21 protein-coding genes and 1 tRNA gene are annotated in these 20102 nt (G+C 61.8%); 14 read left to right on the forward strand and 8 right to left on the reverse strand.

Annotated elements, in window-relative coordinates; translation table 11 throughout:
- Positions 1–45 precede the first annotated feature (45 nt).
- The 5 genes from J3A64_RS02420 (at position 46) to J3A64_RS02440 (ending at position 8233) form a co-directional block, all read left to right on the forward strand.
- Complete coding sequence (locus tag J3A64_RS02420; RefSeq protein WP_011775509.1) at positions 46–534, forward strand: PTS sugar transporter subunit IIA; 489 nt, start codon at positions 46–48, stop codon at positions 532–534.
- Positions 535–829: 295 nt separating this feature from the next.
- Positions 830–1699 (forward strand): SURF1 family protein, encoded by an 870-nt coding sequence (locus tag J3A64_RS02425; protein ID WP_210063566.1) that lies wholly within the window; start codon positions 830–832, stop codon positions 1697–1699.
- A complete protein-coding gene (locus J3A64_RS02430) occupies positions 1696–2196 on the forward strand; it encodes a DUF3817 domain-containing protein (protein WP_011775507.1) in 501 nt (166 codons plus the stop codon). The genes J3A64_RS02425 and J3A64_RS02430 overlap by 4 nt, the downstream gene beginning before the upstream one ends.
- Positions 2197–2301: 105 nt before the next feature.
- Positions 2302–3891 (forward strand): glutamine-hydrolyzing GMP synthase, encoded by a 1590-nt coding sequence (gene guaA / locus J3A64_RS02435; RefSeq protein WP_011775506.1) that lies wholly within the window; start codon positions 2302–2304, stop codon positions 3889–3891.
- Between the two features lie 160 nt (positions 3892–4051).
- A complete protein-coding gene (locus J3A64_RS02440) occupies positions 4052–8233 on the forward strand; it encodes a DUF4011 domain-containing protein (protein ID WP_210063567.1) in 4182 nt (1393 codons plus the stop codon).
- A 23-nt stretch (positions 8234–8256) separates the two neighbouring features.
- Here the strand turns inward: J3A64_RS02440 and cpaB are convergent, their stop codons facing one another.
- The 3 genes from cpaB to J3A64_RS02455 all read right to left on the reverse strand — a co-directional run bounded on the left by cpaB (position 8257) and on the right by J3A64_RS02455 (position 10160).
- On the reverse strand, positions 8257–9066 hold the full coding sequence (gene cpaB, locus J3A64_RS02445; RefSeq protein WP_210063568.1) for a Flp pilus assembly protein CpaB: 810 nt from the start codon (positions 9064–9066) through the stop codon (positions 8257–8259).
- A 65-nt stretch (positions 9067–9131) separates the two neighbouring features.
- A complete protein-coding gene (locus tag J3A64_RS02450; protein WP_011775503.1) occupies positions 9132–9392 on the reverse strand; it encodes an FmdB family zinc ribbon protein in 261 nt (86 codons plus the stop codon).
- Between the two features lie 153 nt (positions 9393–9545).
- Positions 9546–10160 (reverse strand): 5-formyltetrahydrofolate cyclo-ligase, encoded by a 615-nt coding sequence (locus J3A64_RS02455; RefSeq protein WP_286176139.1) that lies wholly within the window; start codon positions 10158–10160, stop codon positions 9546–9548.
- 101 nt (positions 10161–10261) lie between these two features.
- Here J3A64_RS02455 and galU point away from each other — a divergent pair, with 101 nt between their 5' ends.
- The 5 genes from galU (at position 10262) to J3A64_RS02480 (ending at position 13765) form a co-directional block, all read left to right on the forward strand.
- Positions 10262–11194, forward strand: a complete 933-nt coding sequence (gene galU, locus J3A64_RS02460) for a UTP--glucose-1-phosphate uridylyltransferase GalU (protein WP_011775501.1) — start codon at positions 10262–10264, stop codon at positions 11192–11194.
- Between the two features lie 6 nt (positions 11195–11200).
- Positions 11201–11812, forward strand: coding sequence for a GNAT family N-acetyltransferase (locus J3A64_RS02465; RefSeq protein ID WP_011775500.1), 612 nt, complete (start codon positions 11201–11203; stop codon positions 11810–11812).
- Between the two features lie 145 nt (positions 11813–11957).
- Positions 11958–12848, forward strand: coding sequence for a hypothetical protein (locus J3A64_RS02470; protein WP_014922342.1), 891 nt, complete (start codon positions 11958–11960; stop codon positions 12846–12848).
- Between the two features lie 6 nt (positions 12849–12854).
- Positions 12855–13655 carry an SDR family oxidoreductase gene (locus J3A64_RS02475; RefSeq protein WP_014922341.1) on the forward strand — a complete coding sequence of 267 codons (801 nt, stop codon included), beginning with the start codon at positions 12855–12857 and terminating at the stop codon, positions 13653–13655.
- A gap of 37 nt (positions 13656–13692) precedes the next feature.
- Positions 13693–13765 (forward strand) — tRNA-Ala (locus J3A64_RS02480).
- 12 nt (positions 13766–13777) lie between these two features.
- On the opposite strand, the gene J3A64_RS02485 is transcribed toward J3A64_RS02480, so the two are convergent.
- The 3 genes from J3A64_RS02485 to J3A64_RS02495 form a co-directional block, all read right to left on the reverse strand.
- Positions 13778–14191 carry an Hpt domain-containing protein gene (locus tag J3A64_RS02485; RefSeq protein WP_051024995.1) on the reverse strand — a complete coding sequence of 138 codons (414 nt, stop codon included), beginning with the start codon at positions 14189–14191 and terminating at the stop codon, positions 13778–13780.
- The gene (locus tag J3A64_RS02490) at positions 14175–14867 is read right to left on the reverse strand and encodes a signal peptidase I (RefSeq protein ID WP_210063570.1); all 693 of its coding nucleotides are present in this window, start codon (positions 14865–14867) and stop codon (positions 14175–14177) included. Before J3A64_RS02490 ends, J3A64_RS02485 begins: the two co-directional genes overlap by 17 nt.
- A gap of 180 nt (positions 14868–15047) precedes the next feature.
- Complete coding sequence (locus tag J3A64_RS02495; protein WP_286176140.1) at positions 15048–15656, reverse strand: TasA family protein; 609 nt, start codon at positions 15654–15656, stop codon at positions 15048–15050.
- 248 nt (positions 15657–15904) lie between these two features.
- Between J3A64_RS02495 and J3A64_RS02500 the strand changes: the two genes are divergently transcribed.
- A complete protein-coding gene (locus J3A64_RS02500) occupies positions 15905–16342 on the forward strand; it encodes a hypothetical protein (protein WP_210063571.1) in 438 nt (145 codons plus the stop codon).
- Positions 16343–16389: 47 nt separating this feature from the next.
- The gene (arr, locus tag J3A64_RS02505; protein ID WP_210063572.1) at positions 16390–16800 is read left to right on the forward strand and encodes an NAD(+)--rifampin ADP-ribosyltransferase; all 411 of its coding nucleotides are present in this window, start codon (positions 16390–16392) and stop codon (positions 16798–16800) included.
- A gap of 34 nt (positions 16801–16834) precedes the next feature.
- Here arr and J3A64_RS02510 read toward each other — a convergent pair whose 3' ends face one another.
- Together J3A64_RS02510 and J3A64_RS02515 are read right to left on the reverse strand one after the other, a co-directional pair.
- Positions 16835–17362, reverse strand: a complete 528-nt coding sequence (locus J3A64_RS02510) for a hypothetical protein (RefSeq protein WP_210063573.1) — start codon at positions 17360–17362, stop codon at positions 16835–16837.
- A complete protein-coding gene (locus J3A64_RS02515; RefSeq protein ID WP_014922334.1) occupies positions 17359–17706 on the reverse strand; it encodes a PadR family transcriptional regulator in 348 nt (115 codons plus the stop codon). The genes J3A64_RS02510 and J3A64_RS02515 overlap by 4 nt, the downstream gene beginning before the upstream one ends.
- A gap of 134 nt (positions 17707–17840) precedes the next feature.
- Here J3A64_RS02515 and J3A64_RS02520 point away from each other — a divergent pair, with 134 nt between their 5' ends.
- Positions 17841–18377, forward strand: a complete 537-nt coding sequence (locus J3A64_RS02520) for a helix-turn-helix transcriptional regulator (protein WP_011775490.1) — start codon at positions 17841–17843, stop codon at positions 18375–18377.
- 5 nt (positions 18378–18382) lie between these two features.
- Entirely contained in the window at positions 18383–20086 is a 1704-nt protein-coding gene (locus tag J3A64_RS02525; protein ID WP_210063574.1) for an AarF/ABC1/UbiB kinase family protein, read from the forward strand.
- The last annotated feature ends 16 nt before the right edge of the window (positions 20087–20102 follow it).

Here is a 20102-nt window from a genome sequence, read left to right on the forward strand (position 1 = left end):
AGCTCAAGGAATTGAGGCCGGGAGGCCACATGGAGGGAACACAACTTGGCTGAACCACTTGACCGGTACGACGCGGAACTAACCACCCCGGATACGGTCATCCTTGAACTTGTTGCCCAGGACAAGATCGATGCCGCAGCACAACTGGCTGAAAGGCTCCACGCGGCAGGCAGGATTTCCAATCTTCAGGGCTTTCTGGAGCAAGTGCATTCACGGGAGCACCAGCTTGCCACCGGCCTTCCGGGAGGCATCGGACTACCGCATGCACGCAGCGAATTCGTGGACAGGATCTCCATTGCGGTTGGCGTGACCAAGTTTGGCCACGCCTTGGACTTCGGCGCCACCGACGGACCGGCCACCCTGGTGCTCCTTATCGCGACACCGGCCAGTTCCTTCTCCGACCACCTCGAGGTTCTTGCCACCCTGGCGCGTTCCCTTTCCAAGGAGTCGTTCCGGGAATCCCTGCGCCGGGCACACGATCCCGAGGTCATCTCCGAGCTCATCAACTCCAGCCTGGTGTTTTTCGACCACTAGAGATTGGGGCAGGCCCTTTTGTGTCGACTCCGTCGCCACGTAGGGACCCTGCTGCCCCACTCTAGGGCAGGCCCTTTTGTGTCGACTCCGTCGCCACGTAGGGACCCTGCTGCCCCACTCTAGGGCAGGCCCTTTCGTGTCGACTCCGTCGCCACGTAGGGACCCTGCCGCCCCACTCTAGGGCAGGCCCTTTCGTGTCGACTCCGTCGCCACGTAGGGACCCTGCCGCCCCACTCTAGGGCAGGCCCTACACGTCGTTTCGTTGTTCTACAGGCGGACGAAGTACGGTTAAGGGGTGTTGAAAACCGCGTTGAAACCCCGCTGGATCGCAGGACTGGTCTTTGCGCTTCTGTTGTCCGGGGTGTTTGTGCTGCTCAGTCAATGGCAGCTCAGCCGGTCCGCCCAGCACGAGCCCCCTGCGCCGTCCAGCATCGAAGAAGTGAAGCCGCTGGTGGACGTCCTCCGGCCAGGCCAGTTCTTCCCCGGTTCGGTCTCGGACCAGATGGTCACCGCCACAGGAACCTACGATCCCGGCAAGCAGGTCCTCGTCGAAGGCCGCCTCTACAACAACCAAAAGGGCTTCTGGATCGTCTCCGCCTTTGCCGTCAACAACGCTCCCACCCTCAAGGGTGCCGGTGCCTCGCCGCAGACGTGGATCCCGGTCGCCCGCGGCTGGGTGGCTGACGCCGCCCAAGCCGGCCCGCCGCCGTCGGGAACCATCACGGTGACGGGTCGCCTCATCCCGTCCGAAGCGCCGCTTCCAAACGTCGACGCCGGCCCGGACCGCGCGTCCGCAGTCTCAACGGCGGAACTCATTAATAAGTGGGAAGTTTCCAGTTACCAAGGTTTTATCGCAGCGACTTCGGAAGTCTCCGGAGGCGTGCAAATTCCTCTCGGTGATGACGTCAAGGCACTCAACATCCCGCCCCAGCCCCCTGCAGAGCAGGTCAACTGGCTGAACCTCTTCTATGCGGTGGAATGGGTTGTCTTTGCCGGGTTCTCGATCTTCATCTGGTGGCGCCTGGTGAAGGACGACTACCGGCGCGACTTGGAAGAGGACGAGTTTGACGACGACTTAGACGATGACGACTTGGACCGGGCAGACCACCCCGAGGCAACCACAGAACCTACAAACCCAGAGCCAGAACAAAAGGTGCAGCAATGATTGAGCCAAAACCGGCTATCCAGCCCGAACAGTCCGGACCCAAGCCCAAGAAGCGGCGCTTCGGCGGGACGGAAGCGCAAATTCGTTCGGCGTTGAAGTTCTACAAAGTCATGGCGTACCTCACGGGTGCCATGCTTCTCCTGCTGTGCGCTGAATTGATCGCCCGCTACGGCTTTGGCGTCTCGCTCTTCGCCGGCGGCACGAACGCAGTTACGGGCCAGCCGTTTGGCTTCGGCTTTGCTGAGTCCGAACCCAAGGGCGTCATTGGCGGCTTCAACATCTCTACCTCGATTCTGATTGTGCACGGTTGGATGTACGTGGTTTACCTGGTCTCCAACTTCCGCTTGTGGTCGCTCATGCGCTGGCCGTTCTCCAAAATGATCCTTTTGGCCCTGGGCGGAGTCATCCCGTTGCTGTCCTTCATCGTGGAGAAGAAATTCCACGCGCAGGTGGAAGCGGAACTCGCAGCCAATCCGCAGGCGTCCAAGCGTTACTAGCCGTCACGGCGTCCCGCTGTGAGATGCCTAACGGCGGGGCCGTTTTGCCCCTCTGACGCCTCTGCCAACGTGCACCGGGGCGGCTCGGCAAAGTAGTCTTGTCTGGTGACTACTCCCACCGCACCCCAAACTTCCCAGAAGCCGGTGCTGGTTGTTGACTACGGTGCCCAGTACGCGCAGCTGATTGCCCGCCGCGTCCGCGAAGCGAATGTGTATTCGGAAATCGTTCCGCATACCTTCACCACCGAGCAGCTTCTGGCCAAGAACCCGGCAGCCATCATTCTCTCCGGAGGGCCCTCCAGCGTCTACGCCGAGGGCGCTCCGAGCGTCGGCGCAGATCTTTTCGAAGCCGGGGTGCCCGTTTTCGGCATCTGCTACGGCTTCCAGGCCATGGCAAATGCCTTGGGTGGCAAGGTGGCCCAGACGGGTCTCCGGGAGTACGGCGCAACCGAAGCACTGGTTGTAGGCGACGCCCGCTCCATTCTGGATGGCGTTCCCTCTTCCCAGAACACCTGGATGAGCCATGGCGACTCCGTTCACGAAGCCCCTGAGGGCTTCGAGGTGCTTGCCTCCACAGCTGGTGCGCCGGTGGCTGCTTTCGCCAATGACGAGAAGCGCCTCTACGGTGTGCAGTGGCACCCCGAGGTCAAGCACTCCGTACACGGCCAACACGTCCTGGAGAACTTCCTGTTCAAGGGTGCGGGCCTGAGCCCCAACTGGACCACCGGCAACATCCTCGAAGAGCAGGTGGACCGTATCCGCCAGCAGATCGGCGACTCCAAGGTCATCTGCGGTCTCTCCGGTGGTGTCGACTCCGCAGTGGCCGCCGCTCTCGTCCAGCGCGCCGTCGGCGACCAGTTGACCTGTGTCTTCGTGGACCACGGCCTCCTGCGTGAAGGCGAAGCCGAGCAGGTTGAGCGCGACTTTGTGGCAGCCACGGGTGTCAACCTGTACGTTGCCAACGAGCAGGAACGTTTCCAGTCCGCATTGGCCGGTGTCAGCGATCCCGAGACCAAGCGCAAGATCATTGGCCGGGAATTCATTCGCGCCTTCGAAGAAGCGGAACGGGCCATCATCGCCCAGGCCGCTGCCGAGGGTGAAAAGATCAAGTTCCTTGTCCAAGGCACGCTGTACCCGGACGTCGTCGAGTCCGGCGGCGGCGAGGGCGCTGCAAACATCAAGAGCCACCACAATGTGGGCGGGCTCCCGGAAGACCTGCAGTTCGAGCTCGTTGAGCCGCTGCGGGCTCTGTTCAAGGACGAAGTTCGTGCTGTTGGTGCCCAACTCGGCCTCCCGCAGGAAATCGTTGGCCGCCAGCCATTCCCCGGCCCCGGTTTGGGAATCCGCATTGTGGGTGAAGTGACCAAGGAGCGCCTGGACCTGCTGCGCAAGGCCGATGCCATCGCCCGCGCCGAGCTGACAGCTGCCGGTCTGGACAATGACGTATGGCAGATGCCGGTAGTCCTTCTGGCTGATGTCCGCAGCGTAGGTGTTCAGGGCGACGGTCGGACCTATGGTCACCCGATCGTGCTGCGTCCGGTCTCCTCCGAGGACGCCATGACAGCAGACTGGTCGCGGTTGCCGTATGACCTGCTTGCCCGGATCTCCAACAGGATCACCAATGAGGTGGACGGAGTTAACCGCGTGGTACTGGACGTCACCAGCAAGCCCCCGGGAACCATCGAGTGGGAATAGCATTTTGAGTGGCCGGCTTCCTTCGGGAGGCCGGCCACTGTGTTTGAACCTGGGATACTTCTTGGACGCAACTGCGGCCACCTGTGAAATGACGGCGAATTTCGCGTTGGAACAGCGTTGCGGAGCAGCCTGACCGAGGATTCCCGCTACCCTCGAAAGTATGCCGGTATGGTCCAAGGCGTCTAAAGCTAGTACAGAAAAGAAGGCAGAAGTCGTGTCAGTAGGTCAAGGCCAGGAAGAGGGCTCCGAAGAGCTCCGCAAATGGCTGTCTGGTCTCAAACCGGTCACCGGGGCAGACACGATGCTGCGCTTCGTCAAGACGCCTGAAGGCGCCATCGATCTCAGCAACGCTCACCCTTCCGGGCTGGCACAGTTGCTGGCAGGGCGCCGAACACGCCTGTCCACGCTCATCAGGGACCGCCAACAGTACTTGGTGGCCGCCAGGGCTGCCCGCAACATCCGTTCCAAAATCTTTGAGCTCAGCAACGACCGCGGCATCGAGGCCGGGTACCTGTCCGCCGGAACTGTGGTGTGGACCTCGGCCGTGGGAGGCAAGCCGCAGCGCGTCTCCGCTCCTGTGATGCTCACGTCCATCGTCCTCACGGTCAGGCCGGGCGAAGACGACTTTGAACTGCAGCTGACAGAGCAGGCACGCATGAACCCCGCTCTGGTGCGCCATCTGAAGACAGTTCATGGCATCGTCTTTGACGTCAACGCTGTGGCTCGCATGGCGTACAACACCGCCCGGCTTGATCCCCAGCCGGTTCTGGACCGTTTGTCCACGCTGATTCAGCCGATTCATGGTGCAGAGGTGGAGTTCAACCTGCTGGTCACTACGCTGGCTGACCTTTCAGGCAACCTTGATGATCCGTGGATCAATATGAACAACCCCACGGTCGCGGCCCTCTCCACTGCTGCCAACGGCGGCGACATTGAGCCGGAGCCCATCAAGGCGGGCAGGTTCCCCAGCCTGGACCTTCGCGATCCGGCGGATGAACTTCTTTTGCTCGATGCCGATACGGACCAGCAGTACGTGGTGGACGCCGTTCGCGCCGGGGACTCACTGGTTGTCAGCACTCCGCCCGGGAGCGGGCAGACGCAGACCGCCATCAATGCCATCGGCGCGTTGGTCAGTGAAGGCAAGTCCGTGCTGGTGGTGGGGGACAGGCAATCCAGTCTCGCGGGTCTTTCCGCCCACCTCGAATCGCTTGGCCTCGAGTCGATGCTCTTCAAGCCTGGTAACGGCACCACTCCCCAGCAACTCAAGGGTCAGCTGGTCAGGGCCATCATGCGCAATGAGAAGGCGCTTGAACCGCAGCTTGGCAACCTTCACCAGACATTGACCGGACACCGTCATGCCCTGATGGACCATGTGGCCTCGCTGCACAATGTCCGTGAACGCTGGGGCTGCTCGCCCTACCAGGCAATGCAATCGCTCGCTGAGCTGACATCCATCCACCCGGCGCCCTCCACGACGGTGCGCTTGAAGCGAAGCGTCCTGGACAACATCAAGGACCGTGAAGAGCTCGCGGGCCGCCTGCGCCGCGCTGCCGAGCTTGGCAGCTTCAGCCGGGCCTCCACCTCCAGCCCTTGGTATGGCGCCCGCCTGGTCACCCGCAAGGAGACCGAGGAAGCGCAGCAGCTGGCCCGCTCGGCCGAGGAGAAACTCCCGGTCCTGCGGGATCGAATGAAGCAGGTTTCCGACCACGCCGAGATTCGATTGGGCGAAACCTTCACCGAGTGGGGTTCCCAGCTTGAACTGCTGATCGCCGTGCGCGGAAGCTTGGACAAGTTCACTCCGGACATCTTCGACCGGCCGGTGCATGACCTCATCTCCGCCACGGCCAGCTCTGCCTGGCGCCGTGAGCGGAACCTTGAGATGCCTTCCATGCAGCGCTCCCGACTGCGGCGTGTGGCCAAGGAGTACGTCCGGCCCGGTGTCCACATCGCGGACCTCCACAGTTCCTTGGTCCTGGTCCAGGAGCAGCGGGCTCTGTGGGCAGGCTACGCAACAACCCAGCGACACCCGGCGGTGCCCTCCGGCCTTGCCGACCTCGGTGCGCTCTACCGGGAGCTTGATGGCGAGCTCCGCCGCCTTGGCGATGCGCTCAAGCACACCTCCGATGCCGGTTCGTTGCACGAGACACCGTATCTGCAACTCATGGAACGGCTCGAGCGGCTCGTCGCAGATACTGCCACACTGGAAACCCTTCCCGAGCGGACGCTCTTGGTTGAGGAAATGCGCGAGCACGGACTCGGCGAGTTGCTGGCCGACCTTGCTGCCAGGGAAGTCCCGGCGTCGTCCGTAGCCGCTGAACTGGACCTGGCCTGGTGGCAGTCGGCCTTGGAAGCCATGATCAGCGGTGATGACTACCTCGCCATGTCTGACGGTGATTCGTTGCGCCGCCTCGAAGCGGAATACCGCCTTGCCGATCAGGCACACATTGCCAGCGGCGCCGCCCGCCTTCGTTGGCAGCTGGCCGAAAAATGGCGTCAAGGGCTTCTTGAGCACCCAAGGCAGGCGGAGTTGCTCCGTGCCCTGTTGAAGGACGGACGTGTGACCTTGCCGGCCCTGAGCGCCCAAGCGCCGGATCTCGTGCCCTTGTTGGTCCCTGTTTGGTCCGTCAGCCCGTACCTGCTCACCGGCGTTCTTCCGGCCGAGCAGAAATTCGACGCTGTGGTGGTTATCGACGCCGAATCCACTTCTCTGCAAGCTGTTCTCCCTGCGATTGCCCGAGCACAGCAGGTGATTGCCTTCGGTGATGCGAAAATTGCCAATGCGCGCACTTTCAGCGTCGCCGTGGAACCGCCGGTTGCCGGGGTGGCCAGCCACGAGAACGTGGACAGTGCGTTCAAAGCCTTGGCCAGGGTCCTTCCCACTTGGCAGCTGAATTGGGTTTATCGCGCGGTGGACGAGGATTTGATCCTCCAGTTGAGCAAGAACTACTACGACGGCGGTCTGCGGCGACTGCCCGACGGCAACTCGGTCACCGGCCTGGACCGTTCGATCCACGTCGAGTACATACCGGATGGTACGGGGCTTCCCGGGGCGGATCACGAGGGTGTCGAGTCGGTCACCGCCGAGGTTAACCGCGTAGTGGACCTTGTGTTCGAACATGCCAGGCTCCGGCCCCGTACTTCCTTGGCCGTAGTGACCGCAAGCTTGCGCCATGCTGCCAGGATTGGCGAGGCCATCAGGCTCCAGCTGCCCAACCACCCTCTGTTGTCCACCTTCTTCGGAGCCGGACCCGAGTCCTTCCGCGTGGTGGACCTTGAGCGCGCCCAGGGCTTGGTGCGTGACCACGTGATCTTCTCGCTGGGTTATGGACGCACTCCGCACGGCCGTGCGCTTCATTCCTTCGGCCCGCTGTCCACCGATGGGGGGCGGAACCGCTTTGCCCTGGCGATGACCAGGGCCCGGCGCTCCATGCACGTCCTGACGTGCTTCCGGCCCGAGGATCTCGACCTTGATCGCTTGGCCCATGGTGCAGTGGACTTCTATGAACTCCTGGACCGGGAGCTCTCCGGGAACAGCAACCTCGGAACACCCGCCTCCCGCGCTGTAGCCAGTGAGCAGGCGCTTGGTGAGGATCCGTTGGTGGCCGACCTTGGAGAACGCCTGCGTGCCCGCGGAGCCCGAGTCTGGCATCTCTACGACGGCGTGCTGGATATAGCAGCGGCGGCCGACCCCGTCCATACCATTGGCCGGGAGGGTGCTGAAATCCCCACCCCCGTTGCCATCGAATCCGATGGTACTGAACGCTACCGGCGGATGAGCGTCCGTGAACGGAGCCGGTTGCGGCCGCAACTGCTGGAGCGCATGGGCTGGCGCTACATGTCGCTCTGGACGATTGAGGTCTTCACGGATCCTTCGTCTTGCGCGGACAGGATTGGTTCGTACCTGGGGCTGGAGAACCACATCGCCCAGTCGGCCTCCGCCCAGCATGGTTTCCTGCACTCCGATGGTGAACAATTGAATGCGGGCGATGCACAGCTGCCGTTTCCTTCCGGTTCGGTGGACCGTGCAGACGGCGAATTTCAGGCCGATGTCCGTGAGGCAAATGACGTTGCCGAGATAAACAGCTCTGCAGAAGATGTGAAAGAAGCACCACTGATGGATCAAGACACAGGCACAGAAGACCGTGCTTCGCAGGAATCCGGTGAGCCGGGCAATACTGAAGCCGAAGAGGCTGCGGATCCAAAGACCACGGCAGCCAAGACGGGCTCCAGCGGCATTCTTCCTACAAAGGCCGCTGAGGATGATCCTCGGCGATGGGGTGACGATTCCGGCTACGACCATGAGCAGTGGCTGAAGGAACAGAAACCGCCACACTGGGGCTGAACAGCTGGCCATGACTGAGCAGCTCATGAGGGGCTGACCAAAACAAAGAAGAGCTTGCCTTGCGTTGATGCGCCGGCGAGCTTTTCTGCTTGTTGGGGATCGGCCGCCACCACTACCAGGCCATCGGTGTCACCTGTCCCCAGCCATTCGCCCGGCTTGCCGCCCTGTGCCGATGTCCAGAGGACGGGCACCGGGCCTGCGAGGACTTGGCTTTGCCTGGACTCGTCGTAGGAGCCCGCTGCGGTGAGGACCACCGTGACCAACTGGCCGGGAGAGAGGAGCTGGATGGACGAGGGGTCGGCCATCCGGAGTGGGACCGCTGCCGTGCCCACAGGAGCTCCCGTCAGGAGGCCCGGACCCAGCAGGCTCGACTCCGTAGGTATCTGCCCCTTGCCGAGAGGGGAGGCTAGCTGGCGGCCGACAAGAGTGCCGATGCTATTCAAAGCTCCGCTAAGTGCGAGGTCAGGTGGCACCCCAATGCTGGTGAGATCGGATTCAGTGAGGCTGGTACCCGTTGGGAGGTCGCGAGCTGCGACTACGACGCTCACACGCTGCTCCGATGCGGGAGTGAGCTGCTGGACTGCGATGCCGGCAGCCACGCACAGCAGAAGCGCTACTGCCAAACGGCGGTTTCGTGTGATCCAGGAGCCAAATCCGGCCCGCTGGCCCCGTTGACCAGCACGATCTCCGGGACGATTGCGGCTGAAGCGCGCAGTATTCCCGGCACGGGCCCGGGACAGGCGGTTGGGCGAACGGTTCAGTGGTGGCCAATTGCCGGCTGCTGCTGAACGCTCGGCGCGGGAGAGAAGAGCGCTGCGTGACGTAGATGGCATGCCGCCACGTTAGCCAGCTTCCCGGACCCGCAAACAGTGGTCCGGTGCGCTATGTGGAAAAGCGCCTAGCTGGCTGCGGCTGCGGTTGCCGGTGCTGCTGCGGTGGCAGCCGGGGCGGCTGGTGCGGCCGAAACCGTACTGCCCTTGGCGTCGCGCGAGTCTGTCCGGTAGAACCCGGAGCCCTTGAAAACGACGCCGACGCTATTGAACTTCTTACGAAGCGCACCATTGCATTCGGGGCACTCCGTCAAGGAGCTGTCAGAAAAGGACTGGACGATGTCAAAGGCATGGTCACAGTCTTTGCAGGCGTATGCGTATGTGGGCACTGAGTTCCTCCTTTAGGACAAAGTTCAGGTCCTGTGCAGCATCAGCGGAGAAGTTCCTCTTTAGCAGTCGCAGGGCCTGAGTGCCAATTCTATCATCGGTCCAGGCGGCACGTACCAGCGGATGTGCCAAGGTTCACATGGCGGGCCGGAGCGTCAGCCGGGCTTCGCGGCGTCGTGGAGTTGGACGATGCCCGACGGGGTCAACACCTGCCGCACGGGGCGATCAAACGCCTCGGCGGGAATGGATCCCGAAGGTAACAAATCGTCGTCGTAAAGTACCGCAATGGTGGGAGGCCGCCCGCCGGAAGCGTCGAGGCCTTGAAGAAGGCGGTCGTAGTAACCGCCGCCTTGGCCAATCCGGTTGCCGTCCCGGTCCACGGCCGTGGCGGGCATGAAGATTCCCGCGGCTCCGGCTATCACTGAACTTTCAAGGCGTTCACCCTCGGGCTCGTCTATGGGCGCATAAGAGGACCTGACAAATGCCGTGGAAGGTGTCCAGTAAACCCAACTCAATTGCCGGCCGGGCTCGCAAACGGGCAACAAAACCCTGTGCCCTGCCTCGTGCAGCGATCGGATGAGGGGGAGGGTGGGTGGCTCGAAAGCTACACCCAGATACACGGCGAAGGTCGCGGCAGTGCCCGGGGAGACCCTTGCTGCCCAGGTTATCCCGTGCCGCGCAAGGGACTCACCTGCACTTGCTATGTGCTCCGGAGTGAGGGTTCGCCTGTGCAGCCGCCGGCTGCTCCGGATGTCTTCCTTGGAGGGCATCTGTGTCCATTCGTAAGGTCTTTGCATAACAGCTAATCAGCGGAGGCTGTCCATTCCGGAAATCAAAAGTGCTATCAGCGCGGCGAGGGGTTTAGCGGTTGATGTGTTCCGTCCGTTACATTAGTCCGGTGACTCTAGAAAACAACGCTGTCCGTAAGGCCGTCATTCCCGCAGCGGGCCTTGGCACCCGGTTCCTTCCCGCCACGAAGGCGATGCCGAAGGAAATGCTGCCCGTAGTGGACAAGCCTGCCATCCAGTATGTCGTCGAAGAAGCGGTCAAGGTAGGCCTGCATGACGTCCTGATGATCACAGGACGCAGCAAGCGAGCACTGGAAGACCACTTTGACCGTGTCCCGGCTCTTGAGGCCACCTTGGCGGAAAAGGGCGATACCGCCAAGCTTGAAGCCATTCAGTCCGCCACCAACCTCGGTGACATTCACTACGTCCGGCAAGGCGACCCGAATGGTCTTGGCCACGCTGTCCTTCGTGCGAAGCAGCACGTAGGTTACGAGCCCTTTGCCGTCCTGCTTGGCGATGACCTGATCGACGCCCGCGAAGACCTGCTGAGCGAAATGATCGCCGTTCAACAGAAGACCGGCGGTTCCGTGGTTGCCCTCATCGAGGTGGAGCCCTCCAAGATCAGCGCTTATGGTTGCGCCGATGTTGAGGACAACGGCGAGGACGGCTACGTCCGCATCAAGCAGCTCGTTGAGAAGCCTTCCCCCGAAGAAGCACCGTCAAACCTTGCCGTGATCGGACGCTACGTCCTGCACCCGGCCGTGTTCGAAGTCTTGGAGAAGACCGCCCCCGGTCGCGGTGGAGAGATCCAGCTGACGGACGCCCTTGAGGTGCTTGCCGCCGGGGAAGGCGAAGGCTATGGCGTCTACGGCGTTGTCTTCCGCGGCCGCCGCTACGACACCGGTGACAAGCTCAGCTACCTCAAGGCCTGCATCGAGCTTGCCTGCGAACGTGAAGACCTCGGTCCTGAACTTCGTGAGTGGCTGCCCAACTTCACCGCCGCACTTCCCAAATAACCCACGATGTACGGCTCTGCGATCTGGCCGGTGACGCTGGAAAGCGGAGACCTGCTGCTTCGGCCTATCCGTTACCGCGACAAGCGGGAGTGGTCCGAGGTCCGTTCGCGGAACAGTGAATGGCTTGCGCCGTGGGAGGCGTCCAACCCGGCTCCGGGTGGGCGCCTCCCCAGCTACCGCCAAATGGTGGGTTCCCTGAATGAACAGGCCCGTCAGTCATCCGCACTGCCCTTTCTCATTGTTGAGCGGACCGAGGGCTTTCGGGAACCAAGGATCGTCGGGCAACTTACGGTGTCCTCCATCGTCTGGGGATCGGCCATGATGGCCACCCTGGGTTATTGGGTCGACAAGGACCGCGCCGGGCACGGCATTGCTCCAACTGCGGTTGCGATGGCAACGGACCATTGCTTCAGGGTGCTGGGATTGCACCGAATGGAAATCAACATCCGTCCGGAGAACTCACCGAGTTTGAGGGTGGTGGAGAAGCTTGGATTCCGCGACGAAGGCTACCGGGAGCGCTACTTGCACATCAACGGCGAATGGGCTGATCACCGCTCCTTTGCACTGACCGCCGATGAAGTTCCAGAGGGACTCCTGCGCAGGTGGCTCCGAGGATAAACCGGCAGGTCATCGGCCTTTTTGCACGTATCTCCAGTCATTTGCGGACTCGCCGACGACACACCGGCCGCAATGCCGCTGCACCCGGCGATTTGCTTCTACGGTTTTGAATGTGGACTTCCCTCTCAGCAGCTCGGTGATACTAGTGGTCACTGTCGCGCTGTGGATGGTCTGGGTGGCGCCCTACGTTTTGCGGAACAGGCGGCAACAAGTCCAAACGGCCGCTGTTCCAGCAGAGGCATTTGATGACGAACCAGACGAAACGCAGGCAGGGGTGGTACTGACTTTGGCACCTCAGCAGGAGAAACCGATGGAGACCATGCACAGCAAAGCACCGGCGTCGCCCCAGGAATCCCGTGCGGCCGAGCCTTCCTTGGCGAATGCGCCAACGACTCCCTTTACTATCCGTTACGCCCGGGTCACGCTGGCATTGGCAGGCCTTGCGTTGTTGATCACTGCAGCGGTTTCCGGCGTTCTCAGAATTCTTGGGATCGGTTCAGTCTGGTTGCCGCTGGTGTCCATCATTGGTGCGGTACTCGCCGTCGTGACTTTGCGGAAGCTTGCCCTGAGGGATCTTCGTGAACGGCGGGCGCGTCGTGCTGCGCAAGCCTCGCCCATCCCGACTCCTGCGCGGTACTTGCCGAAGGAACCTGCCGTGGAATCGAAGGAAACTACGGTTTTCGACGCCGAAGCCACCAGCCGTGAGGCTGCTCGCTTGTCCGCGGTGGAACTACGGCAAGCAGCGCTGGCCGTTGCCGTTGCCGCGGGAGACAAATCCGCTGAAGCTGCCAAGGATTCGAAGGGTGCCAGTTGGCAACCCGTCGAGGTCCCGAAACCCACGTACGTCGCTGCAGCCAAAGCGCCCCGTCCAGCTCCTGAGCCCCTGGATCTGCCCGAGGCACCAAAGCCGGTGGGCAAACCTGTCTTGAAGCAAAACGTTGACCAGGCGGAGACTTCAACTGCTGTGGTGGCATCCGCAAAGGGCCACAGTGCCCTGAGCAACTTGGACGATGTCCTCCAGCGTCGCCGCGCCTAACAACCCATGACTGCGCTATGCGTAGCAGGTGGCACGGGCCAGGTAGGCCGTGAGGTTGTCCGGCTTGCCTTAGCTGCAGGGCACCCGGTTTCGGTCCTTAGCCGTCATGTGCCGCCTGTCGGCTCCGCGAAGCATAACGACGGCGTCACTTACTTTGCGGGCGACGTCACCACGGGAGACGGTTTGGCTGCCGCGGTGGCGGGTGCCGACGTCGTCATTGATTGCCTTGAGGGGCAGCTCGGTAAAGCCCGGAAGCAATTCGCTGGTGGTGGCGCCAGGCTCCTTGCTGCAGCCCATCTCGCTGGTGTTCGTAAGGCTGTGGCGCTGTCCATCATCAACTGTGACCTGAGCTCCTCTGCCTACTACGCCTCCAAAGCTGGCAAGGAACGGAAATACGACGAGTCGTCATTGCAAACCGTGGTGGTCCGGGCGACGCAGTTCCATAGCCTGGTGGCGATGATCTTCGCGGCCGGTGCAAAGGTGCGGCTGGTCCCCACTTTCAACGGGGCCAGGTTTCAGTCGATCTCGCCTGTAGATGTTGCAGCGGCGTTACTTGAGGCAGCCGCGGGTGATGGGCACGCCGAGCAGCATCGCGTGGTGACAATAGCGGGTCCGGAAGCCCTCACCATGCGGCAGATGGCGGAGTCCTGGAAGATGGTAACGGGCGAGCGGGGCATGATCGTTGAGCTGCCCTTGCCCGGGCCGATGGGTGATTTCCTTCGCGCTGGCCACAACCTAACTTCAGAGCCGCCGTACGGCAAGGAGACGTTCGTGTCGTGGTTGGAAAAGCGCAGGGAAAGTTTGTAGCCTAGGGACACTGGTCGGGCAGTTGAGGCTCGGTTCAGGGGCTATAGCTCAGTTGGTAGAGCGCTTCGTTCGCATCGAAGAGGTCAGGGGTTCGAATCCCCTTAGCTCCACACTTTTAGGCCCTAGAATCCGCGGAAGTATCCACCATGTCGGCTGAGCGAAACATGCGCTGCGCGGATGAGGTTGGACCGTGATGCCAAACACCGGTCGGTTGTCTGTTGCAGGGCAGGGAGCGCTTGGGTGGCGTCGTCGAAGTGGTCTTCCCGGATCATTGATTCGATGGCACGGCATTGGTGCTCTGTTTCCAGGGCGCCGACCATGGCGGAGCTGATCTTCAGGCTGAGAAGCGCCGTTGTGGTCTCTGCCGCGTCTCGATCGTCCAGTGCGTGCACGATCCGTTCCACCCGTTGCGGGAGCATCGAAAGGTACTTCGCCAAGAACCGCAGTGCAGGTTGCGGGTTTCCTAGCTCGTCGGCGAGGGACTGGATTCTGCTCAAGTCCCATTCGCTGGGGGCGAGCTTACGCGGTGGCTTCATCCCTGGCCCCTAACGTGCTTTCCGGCGCTGACTTGCTGGGGTCTTTGGTCCAGATGGAGGCGAGCATTCCGATGACCAGGATGGCGGGTGCGCCGTACATGAGGGTGTTCATGACGATGGGTTCGCGGAGGGTGCGGATGGCGTTGCCGACGTAGGGGATGGTGGCGATTTGTTTGTCCACGGTTTTGCCTTGGAGGGTGGCGATCCAGGGGTCGATGCCGTTGTTGGCGTCGCCTTTGGTTTGGACTGCTACTCCGCCGTCGGCGGTGGTGGTGATCTCGGTGACGCGGTGGGTTTCCACCCGCTGGTCTTCGACGGGGATGTGGTAGGTGATGACGTCGCCCACCTTGATGTCCGTGACGGGGGCGGGGACGGTCACGACGACGTCGCCGGGGTTGATCAGCGGCGCCATGGAGCCGGTGAGCATGGTTGAGGTTTGGTAGCCCAGGATCCGTGGTCCGATCGCCAGGAACAGGAACACCATTGCGCCCAGGATCAGCATGCCCGCACCAATTCCCCTGGCTACCTTGCCGGCGACCCGCCGGAATGCACCCGGTTTGCCGTTGGCTGTTGTTGCGGCCGCAGCTTCCGTAGGGATCACGACGGCGGCAGTAACCTTCCCGGCGGAACGCCGGCCATGGACTGCGGGAGTTGAGATGGTGCTCAGTGCGCTCATGCCTGGCGTTCCTTTCAATTTCGTTGTGCTTTTAGTTTGTGCGGTTCGGCTCAAGGGAAGCTGCGGTAGGGTCTCAAGACTTGCTCAGGAAATGGACCGAGGACCGGCCTGAAGGGCAAACAGGCCGGCCCCCGGGGCCTTGGAGGAGCTCCAGGGCTCCTTCTGTTTCTGCGGCAGTGCTTACTTGGTGGTTTCGGTGCGTTGGGTGCCGGTGAAGGCGAAGGCGATGGTGGATGCGGCGCCTTGGAAGTCGTTGTTCGCGGTGGTGGGGAACGCGGTGGTGACTTTGAGGTTGTCGGTTTTGGCCGAGGTCAGGGAGGTGAGGTTGTTCAGGACCTTGTTCGCTGCGATGACCGGGCCGGAGGCCAGGACGGTGGTTTTGGTTCCGGTGCAGTTGTAGGGTGCAGCGGCGCCGGTCCAGGCTACGGAGCAGTTTTCGATGGTCAGCTGCAGGCCGTTGGTCACATCGGTGGTGAGCAGGGAGGCGGTGGCGCCGGCGGAGGTGGTGAGGGTGACGTTGTTCAGGTCCGAGTTGCCGGTGTTGGCCAGGGTGACGAGCTTTTCGACTTTGTCGCCGGGCAGCAGGCCCGTGACGGGGACGTTGAGGGTGTTCGCGGGGCCGGGTGCGCCCAGGGCGATGGTGACGGTGCCTGCGGTGACGGCCTGGGAGGCGGAGGTGGAGGAGGTGAACGCGCCGTAGGTGCCCATGCCGGCGACGGCGGCTGCGGTGCCGACCAGTGCGACGGAAGCGAGGATCTTGCCGGAGGTGGTCTTGAGGCTGATGGCCATCTGAGTATGGTCCTTTCGGGAGGCCACCGCGGGTCCGGCCGGCCGTTCATTTTCAGCCTCTCTGGCTGACAAGAACTACTGTGCCGGGCCCGGATCAAGAACCAATCCTGTGTTCGGTCAACAGTTCCTCAGGAAACCCTCAAGACTCCCGCACCGGCAGAATCCTGTTCTGAACTCTCCTAAAAAACTGTGGAATGTGCTCTCATGGAAGACTCAGGGAGTCGAGGATTTAGCCCGGGGGAGCGGCCGTGAGCAGTCATAGTGAACCACTGACACCACGGCGGAATTCGCTGCGCTCAAGCGTCCTCATCCTTACGGTATTCACAGCCGCACTCAGTTGGTGCATCGCACTCCTCGGAATCGTCAACAGTCCCGCTGGTGTTATTTTCTTGACAGTCCCGGCGCTGGTATCCCTCGGAGTTGTTGTTGTCGTGGCCAAACGGCGCAGACGTACGCCGGCCCGCCACCTCGGCATGCCGGCTCCGAACGGCAGGAGTGCTCTGAGAGCGCAGAGCAAGTCCGTGCTGATCCTCATGAGCTTCACAGCAGCACTCAGTTGGTGGATCGCGATCGTCGGCGTCAGTACAGGAGCCGGTATGTTCTTTCTGTGGCTGCCTTTCCTGGTAACGGCTGCAACAGTGGCGATGTGGCTCTACGTCAGGGCCTGGAAAATCACCCGGATCTGAAAGGATGCCCCCGCCAATACCCGCTGTCCTGGAAGTAGGCTGTAGCCGTGAGTCAACCAGTGGACGAGGGCCCGTTCTTTCACGGCACTAAAGCTGATCTTCGGGACGGCGAACTGCTGAGGCCAGGCTTCAGGTCGAACTACCGTCCCGAGGTCGTGATGAACCATATCTACTTCACCGCTCTTCGGGACGGTGCGGGACTGGCTGCCGAGCTTGCGGCCGGTGACGGGGAACCGCGTGTCTACGCGGTTGAGCCCACCGGCTCATTCGAGGACGACCCTAACGTGACCGACAAGAAATTCCCGGGCAACCCTACCCGGTCATTTCGCAGCAGCGCCCCGCTGAAGGTCATTGGTGAAGTGACCGACTGGACTCGTTTGACTCCTGAGGCGCTTCAAGAGTGGCGGGAGCGCCTAGCGGCAATCGTTGCGGACGAACGCGGCGAAATCATCAACTAACGGGTCTGATTCCGGTTCTTTGAACTGATCAGAATCATCGACGATTGAAAATCCGCCAGGATCGTGCACCGAGGAGAAGCGCGACGACGCCGATGATGGCGGGGACGATGAGCCAAGCCCAGCTGCTTGTCCATCCCATGCCTACAGAATCGGGTGAGGAGAAAGCGGTGACGTCGACGAAAAAGAATGTGGCATGGGCTTCCATGGGCGTATTCGCATCGACGGCGGCAACCATGCCGAAGGTGAAAGCCAGGAACAGGGCGGAATAGACAAGCAGGGCCAACCCGGCGGTGATGATGCCGATGGACCACAACGGCCGGCGGTCATCGTCGACGGCGTATTGCCGGGCGAGCGTTTTGGGCGACCCCAGATCTCGAAGGCTGGATGGTGTATCCCGGGGGTCACCGGCTAGTGCCTGCCGCAATTCCTTGACCGTTGCCCGGCGTTCCTTGCCTGTTAAGACTGCTTCAAGGTGCCAGTCGAGGCGGGTGAGGTACATATCGGTTTGTATCCGGTCGCGGAGTGACCTGCGGGGCGATGCGGCAGATACCAAGTTTTTCATGTCGTGGGGGAATCCTTTTCTGTGGCTTTCTGGACGGCAGACGCTACGAGCTGCCACTGCTTCCGGGCGGATGCTTGTGATGCTTTTCCGTTGCCTGTCAGGGCAAAGTACTTCCGTGGCGGACCGTTGGTTGATGCGACCATCCTGGTGCTGACCAAGCCGTCGCGCTGAAGCCTGCTGAGGACTGGATAGACCAAACCGGTTGTGACATCCAGGCCCAGGTCGGCAAGCCGCTCGACCAGTTGATACCCATAGGATTCCTCCTCGGCGATCAAGGTGAGCGTAAGTAGTGGCAGGACCGAACGCACCATCTGCGCATCCTGCTGTGCCTGAATTCTGGACATAGTATTAGTGAAACATTAATAGCTGCCTTTGACTAGCCGCCGCCCGCGAGTCCAGCGTCCATTGTTTCCTGGCTCGAGCCTGTATATCGTTAACTATCGTTCAGTATCGTTCGCGACATACCGAGGTGAGCCTGATGCATAATTCATTCCCCGCAAACGGATTTATGGGAAACAACCTTGACGGCATGTGGCAGGCCGTGGAGGAGTTTAGGTCACGGTTCGAGAAGCGCTCCGGCACCCGGGCCGGCCGGGGCGAGCTGAGGACAGCAATTCTGGCCCTCCTCGCTGAGCGCCCCATGCACGGCTATCAGATCATCCGTGAAATTGAGGAGCGGAGCGGTGGAAGTTGGAAGCCAAGCGCAGGCTCTGTCTATCCCACCCTTCAGCTGCTGGCAGATGAGGGTTTTGTCAGCACGGAGGAATCCAATGGCCGCAAAATCTACTCCCTGACGGAAGCGGGCCGAGAGGATGTTGCAAGTGCCGAAACGGCAGCGCCATGGGAGTCCGGAGCCGGCACCCACGGTTTCGCTGCGCTGCCGAAGGCCGGGGTGGAGCTTGCCCAGGCCGCGGCCCAGGTGGGGCGCACGGGAACGCCTAAGCAGGTGCAGGAGGCTGTGACAGTGTTGGAAGACGCCCGCCGCCGGCTGTACTCGATCCTCGCCCAGGACTGAAAGGGGTGACGTCGGTACAACGCGACCGGACGGATCCCCTGGCAGGGGAAGCCCGAGCCCGTTACCGTCGAATCCTACGATTTGCGGCGTGGCAGTTGGCCCAGACGTGGTGGTTTGAGCTGTTTCTGCCTCGGCTGGGTTTGCGCAGGCTTACCGAACGCAATCGACCCGCGAGGATGCGACGCTTCGCGCAGCGTTTCCACGGGCTCGCCGTGGAGCTTGGTGGCCTGATGATCAAAGTGGGCCAGTTCATGTCGTCCCGGTTGGATGTGCTCCCGCCGGAGATTACTGCCGAACTGGAGGGCCTTCAGGACGAAGTGCCGCCGGTTCCGTTCCCTGCCATACGCGCTCTCGCCGAGGCGGAGTTGGGGGCTCCCTTGGAAGCTGTGTTCGCGTCGGTCGAGGAAACGCCCATCGCAGCAGCATCCCTCGGGCAGGCCCACCGAGCGAAACTCCTCCCCGGCAACGCGGAGGACACGGGCCTCAGCAGCGTGGTTTTCAAGGTGCAAAGGCCGGGCATCGATACCATCGTGGACGTCGATCTGGCCGCCCTGCGACGCGTGGGAGGCTGGCTGAGCCGTATTCGCATCGTTTCGCACCGCGCAGATGTGCCCGCTCTGATCAAGGAGTTTGCGCAGACCAGCCTGGAGGAGATCGACTACCTGAACGAGGCAGCAAATTCGGAGCGCTTTGCTGCTGACTTTGTCGATGACGCCAGGGTGACGGTGCCGGGGGTGGTCTGGGAACGGACCACGCGCCGGGTGCTCACGCTGGAAGATGTCACAGCCATCAAGATTACAGATGCGGAGTCGCTTCGGATGGCCGGGATTGACCCGGCGTCGGTTGCCCCTGTCTTCGCTTCGGTGATGTTTGACCAGTTGTTCACCAACGGCTTCTTCCATGCCGATCCGCATCCCGGCAATATCTTTGTCACACCTCATGCCGGCTCATCCGAACGTCCATGGAAACTGACGTTCATTGACTTTGGAATGATGGGTGAGGTCCCTGCGAAGACCAGAAGGGGACTGCGGAAGCTACTGATTGCGGCTGCTTCGAGGGATGGAAAAGGTCTCGTAGCCGCTATCAGCGATGTTGGCGTCCTCATGCCTTCGGCTGACACCGCTGAGTTGGAGCGGGCCATGACGCAACTCTTCGCTCGCTTTGGGGGCATGGGCTTTGCCGAACTTCGCGATGTGGACCCGCGGGAGTTCCGTGACTTTGGGGCAGAGTTCGGCAGCGTGATCAGGTCGCTTCCGTTTCAGTTGCCGGAGAATTTCCTGCTCATCATCCGCGCCATGTCGCTGACGTCGGGGGTGTGCAGCTCACTGGACGCCCGATTCAACCTGTGGGACTCGGTGGAACCTTATGCAGCACAGTTGCTGCGCGACGAGCGCGGTAATCTCATCAATGATGTGGCATCCCAGGCGTTCGACGCCGCCGCGGTCGCCTTGCGCCTGCCGAAACGGCTGGACGGGCTGGTCACCCGACTCGAGGAAGGGTCACTTCAGGTAGACAACCGGCGCTTGGAGCGACAGATTGCGCGGCTCATTCGCATAGCGCGGCGAGCCGTGGGTGCTGTGATCTTCGGAGCGATGCTGATTGCCGGCTCCGTGATCCGCACCGACGACACCGTGCTCGGAAATGTATTGATGATCGCGTCAGTGGTTCCTTTGCTCTACGGCTTGTGGTCCGGGCGCCGGAGCCGCTGACAAGAGGCGACGTAGA

This window comes from Pseudarthrobacter sp. PvP004 (genome assembly GCF_017876035.1).
GTDB classification, from domain to species: Bacteria; Actinomycetota; Actinomycetes; order Actinomycetales; family Micrococcaceae; genus Arthrobacter; species Arthrobacter aurescens_A.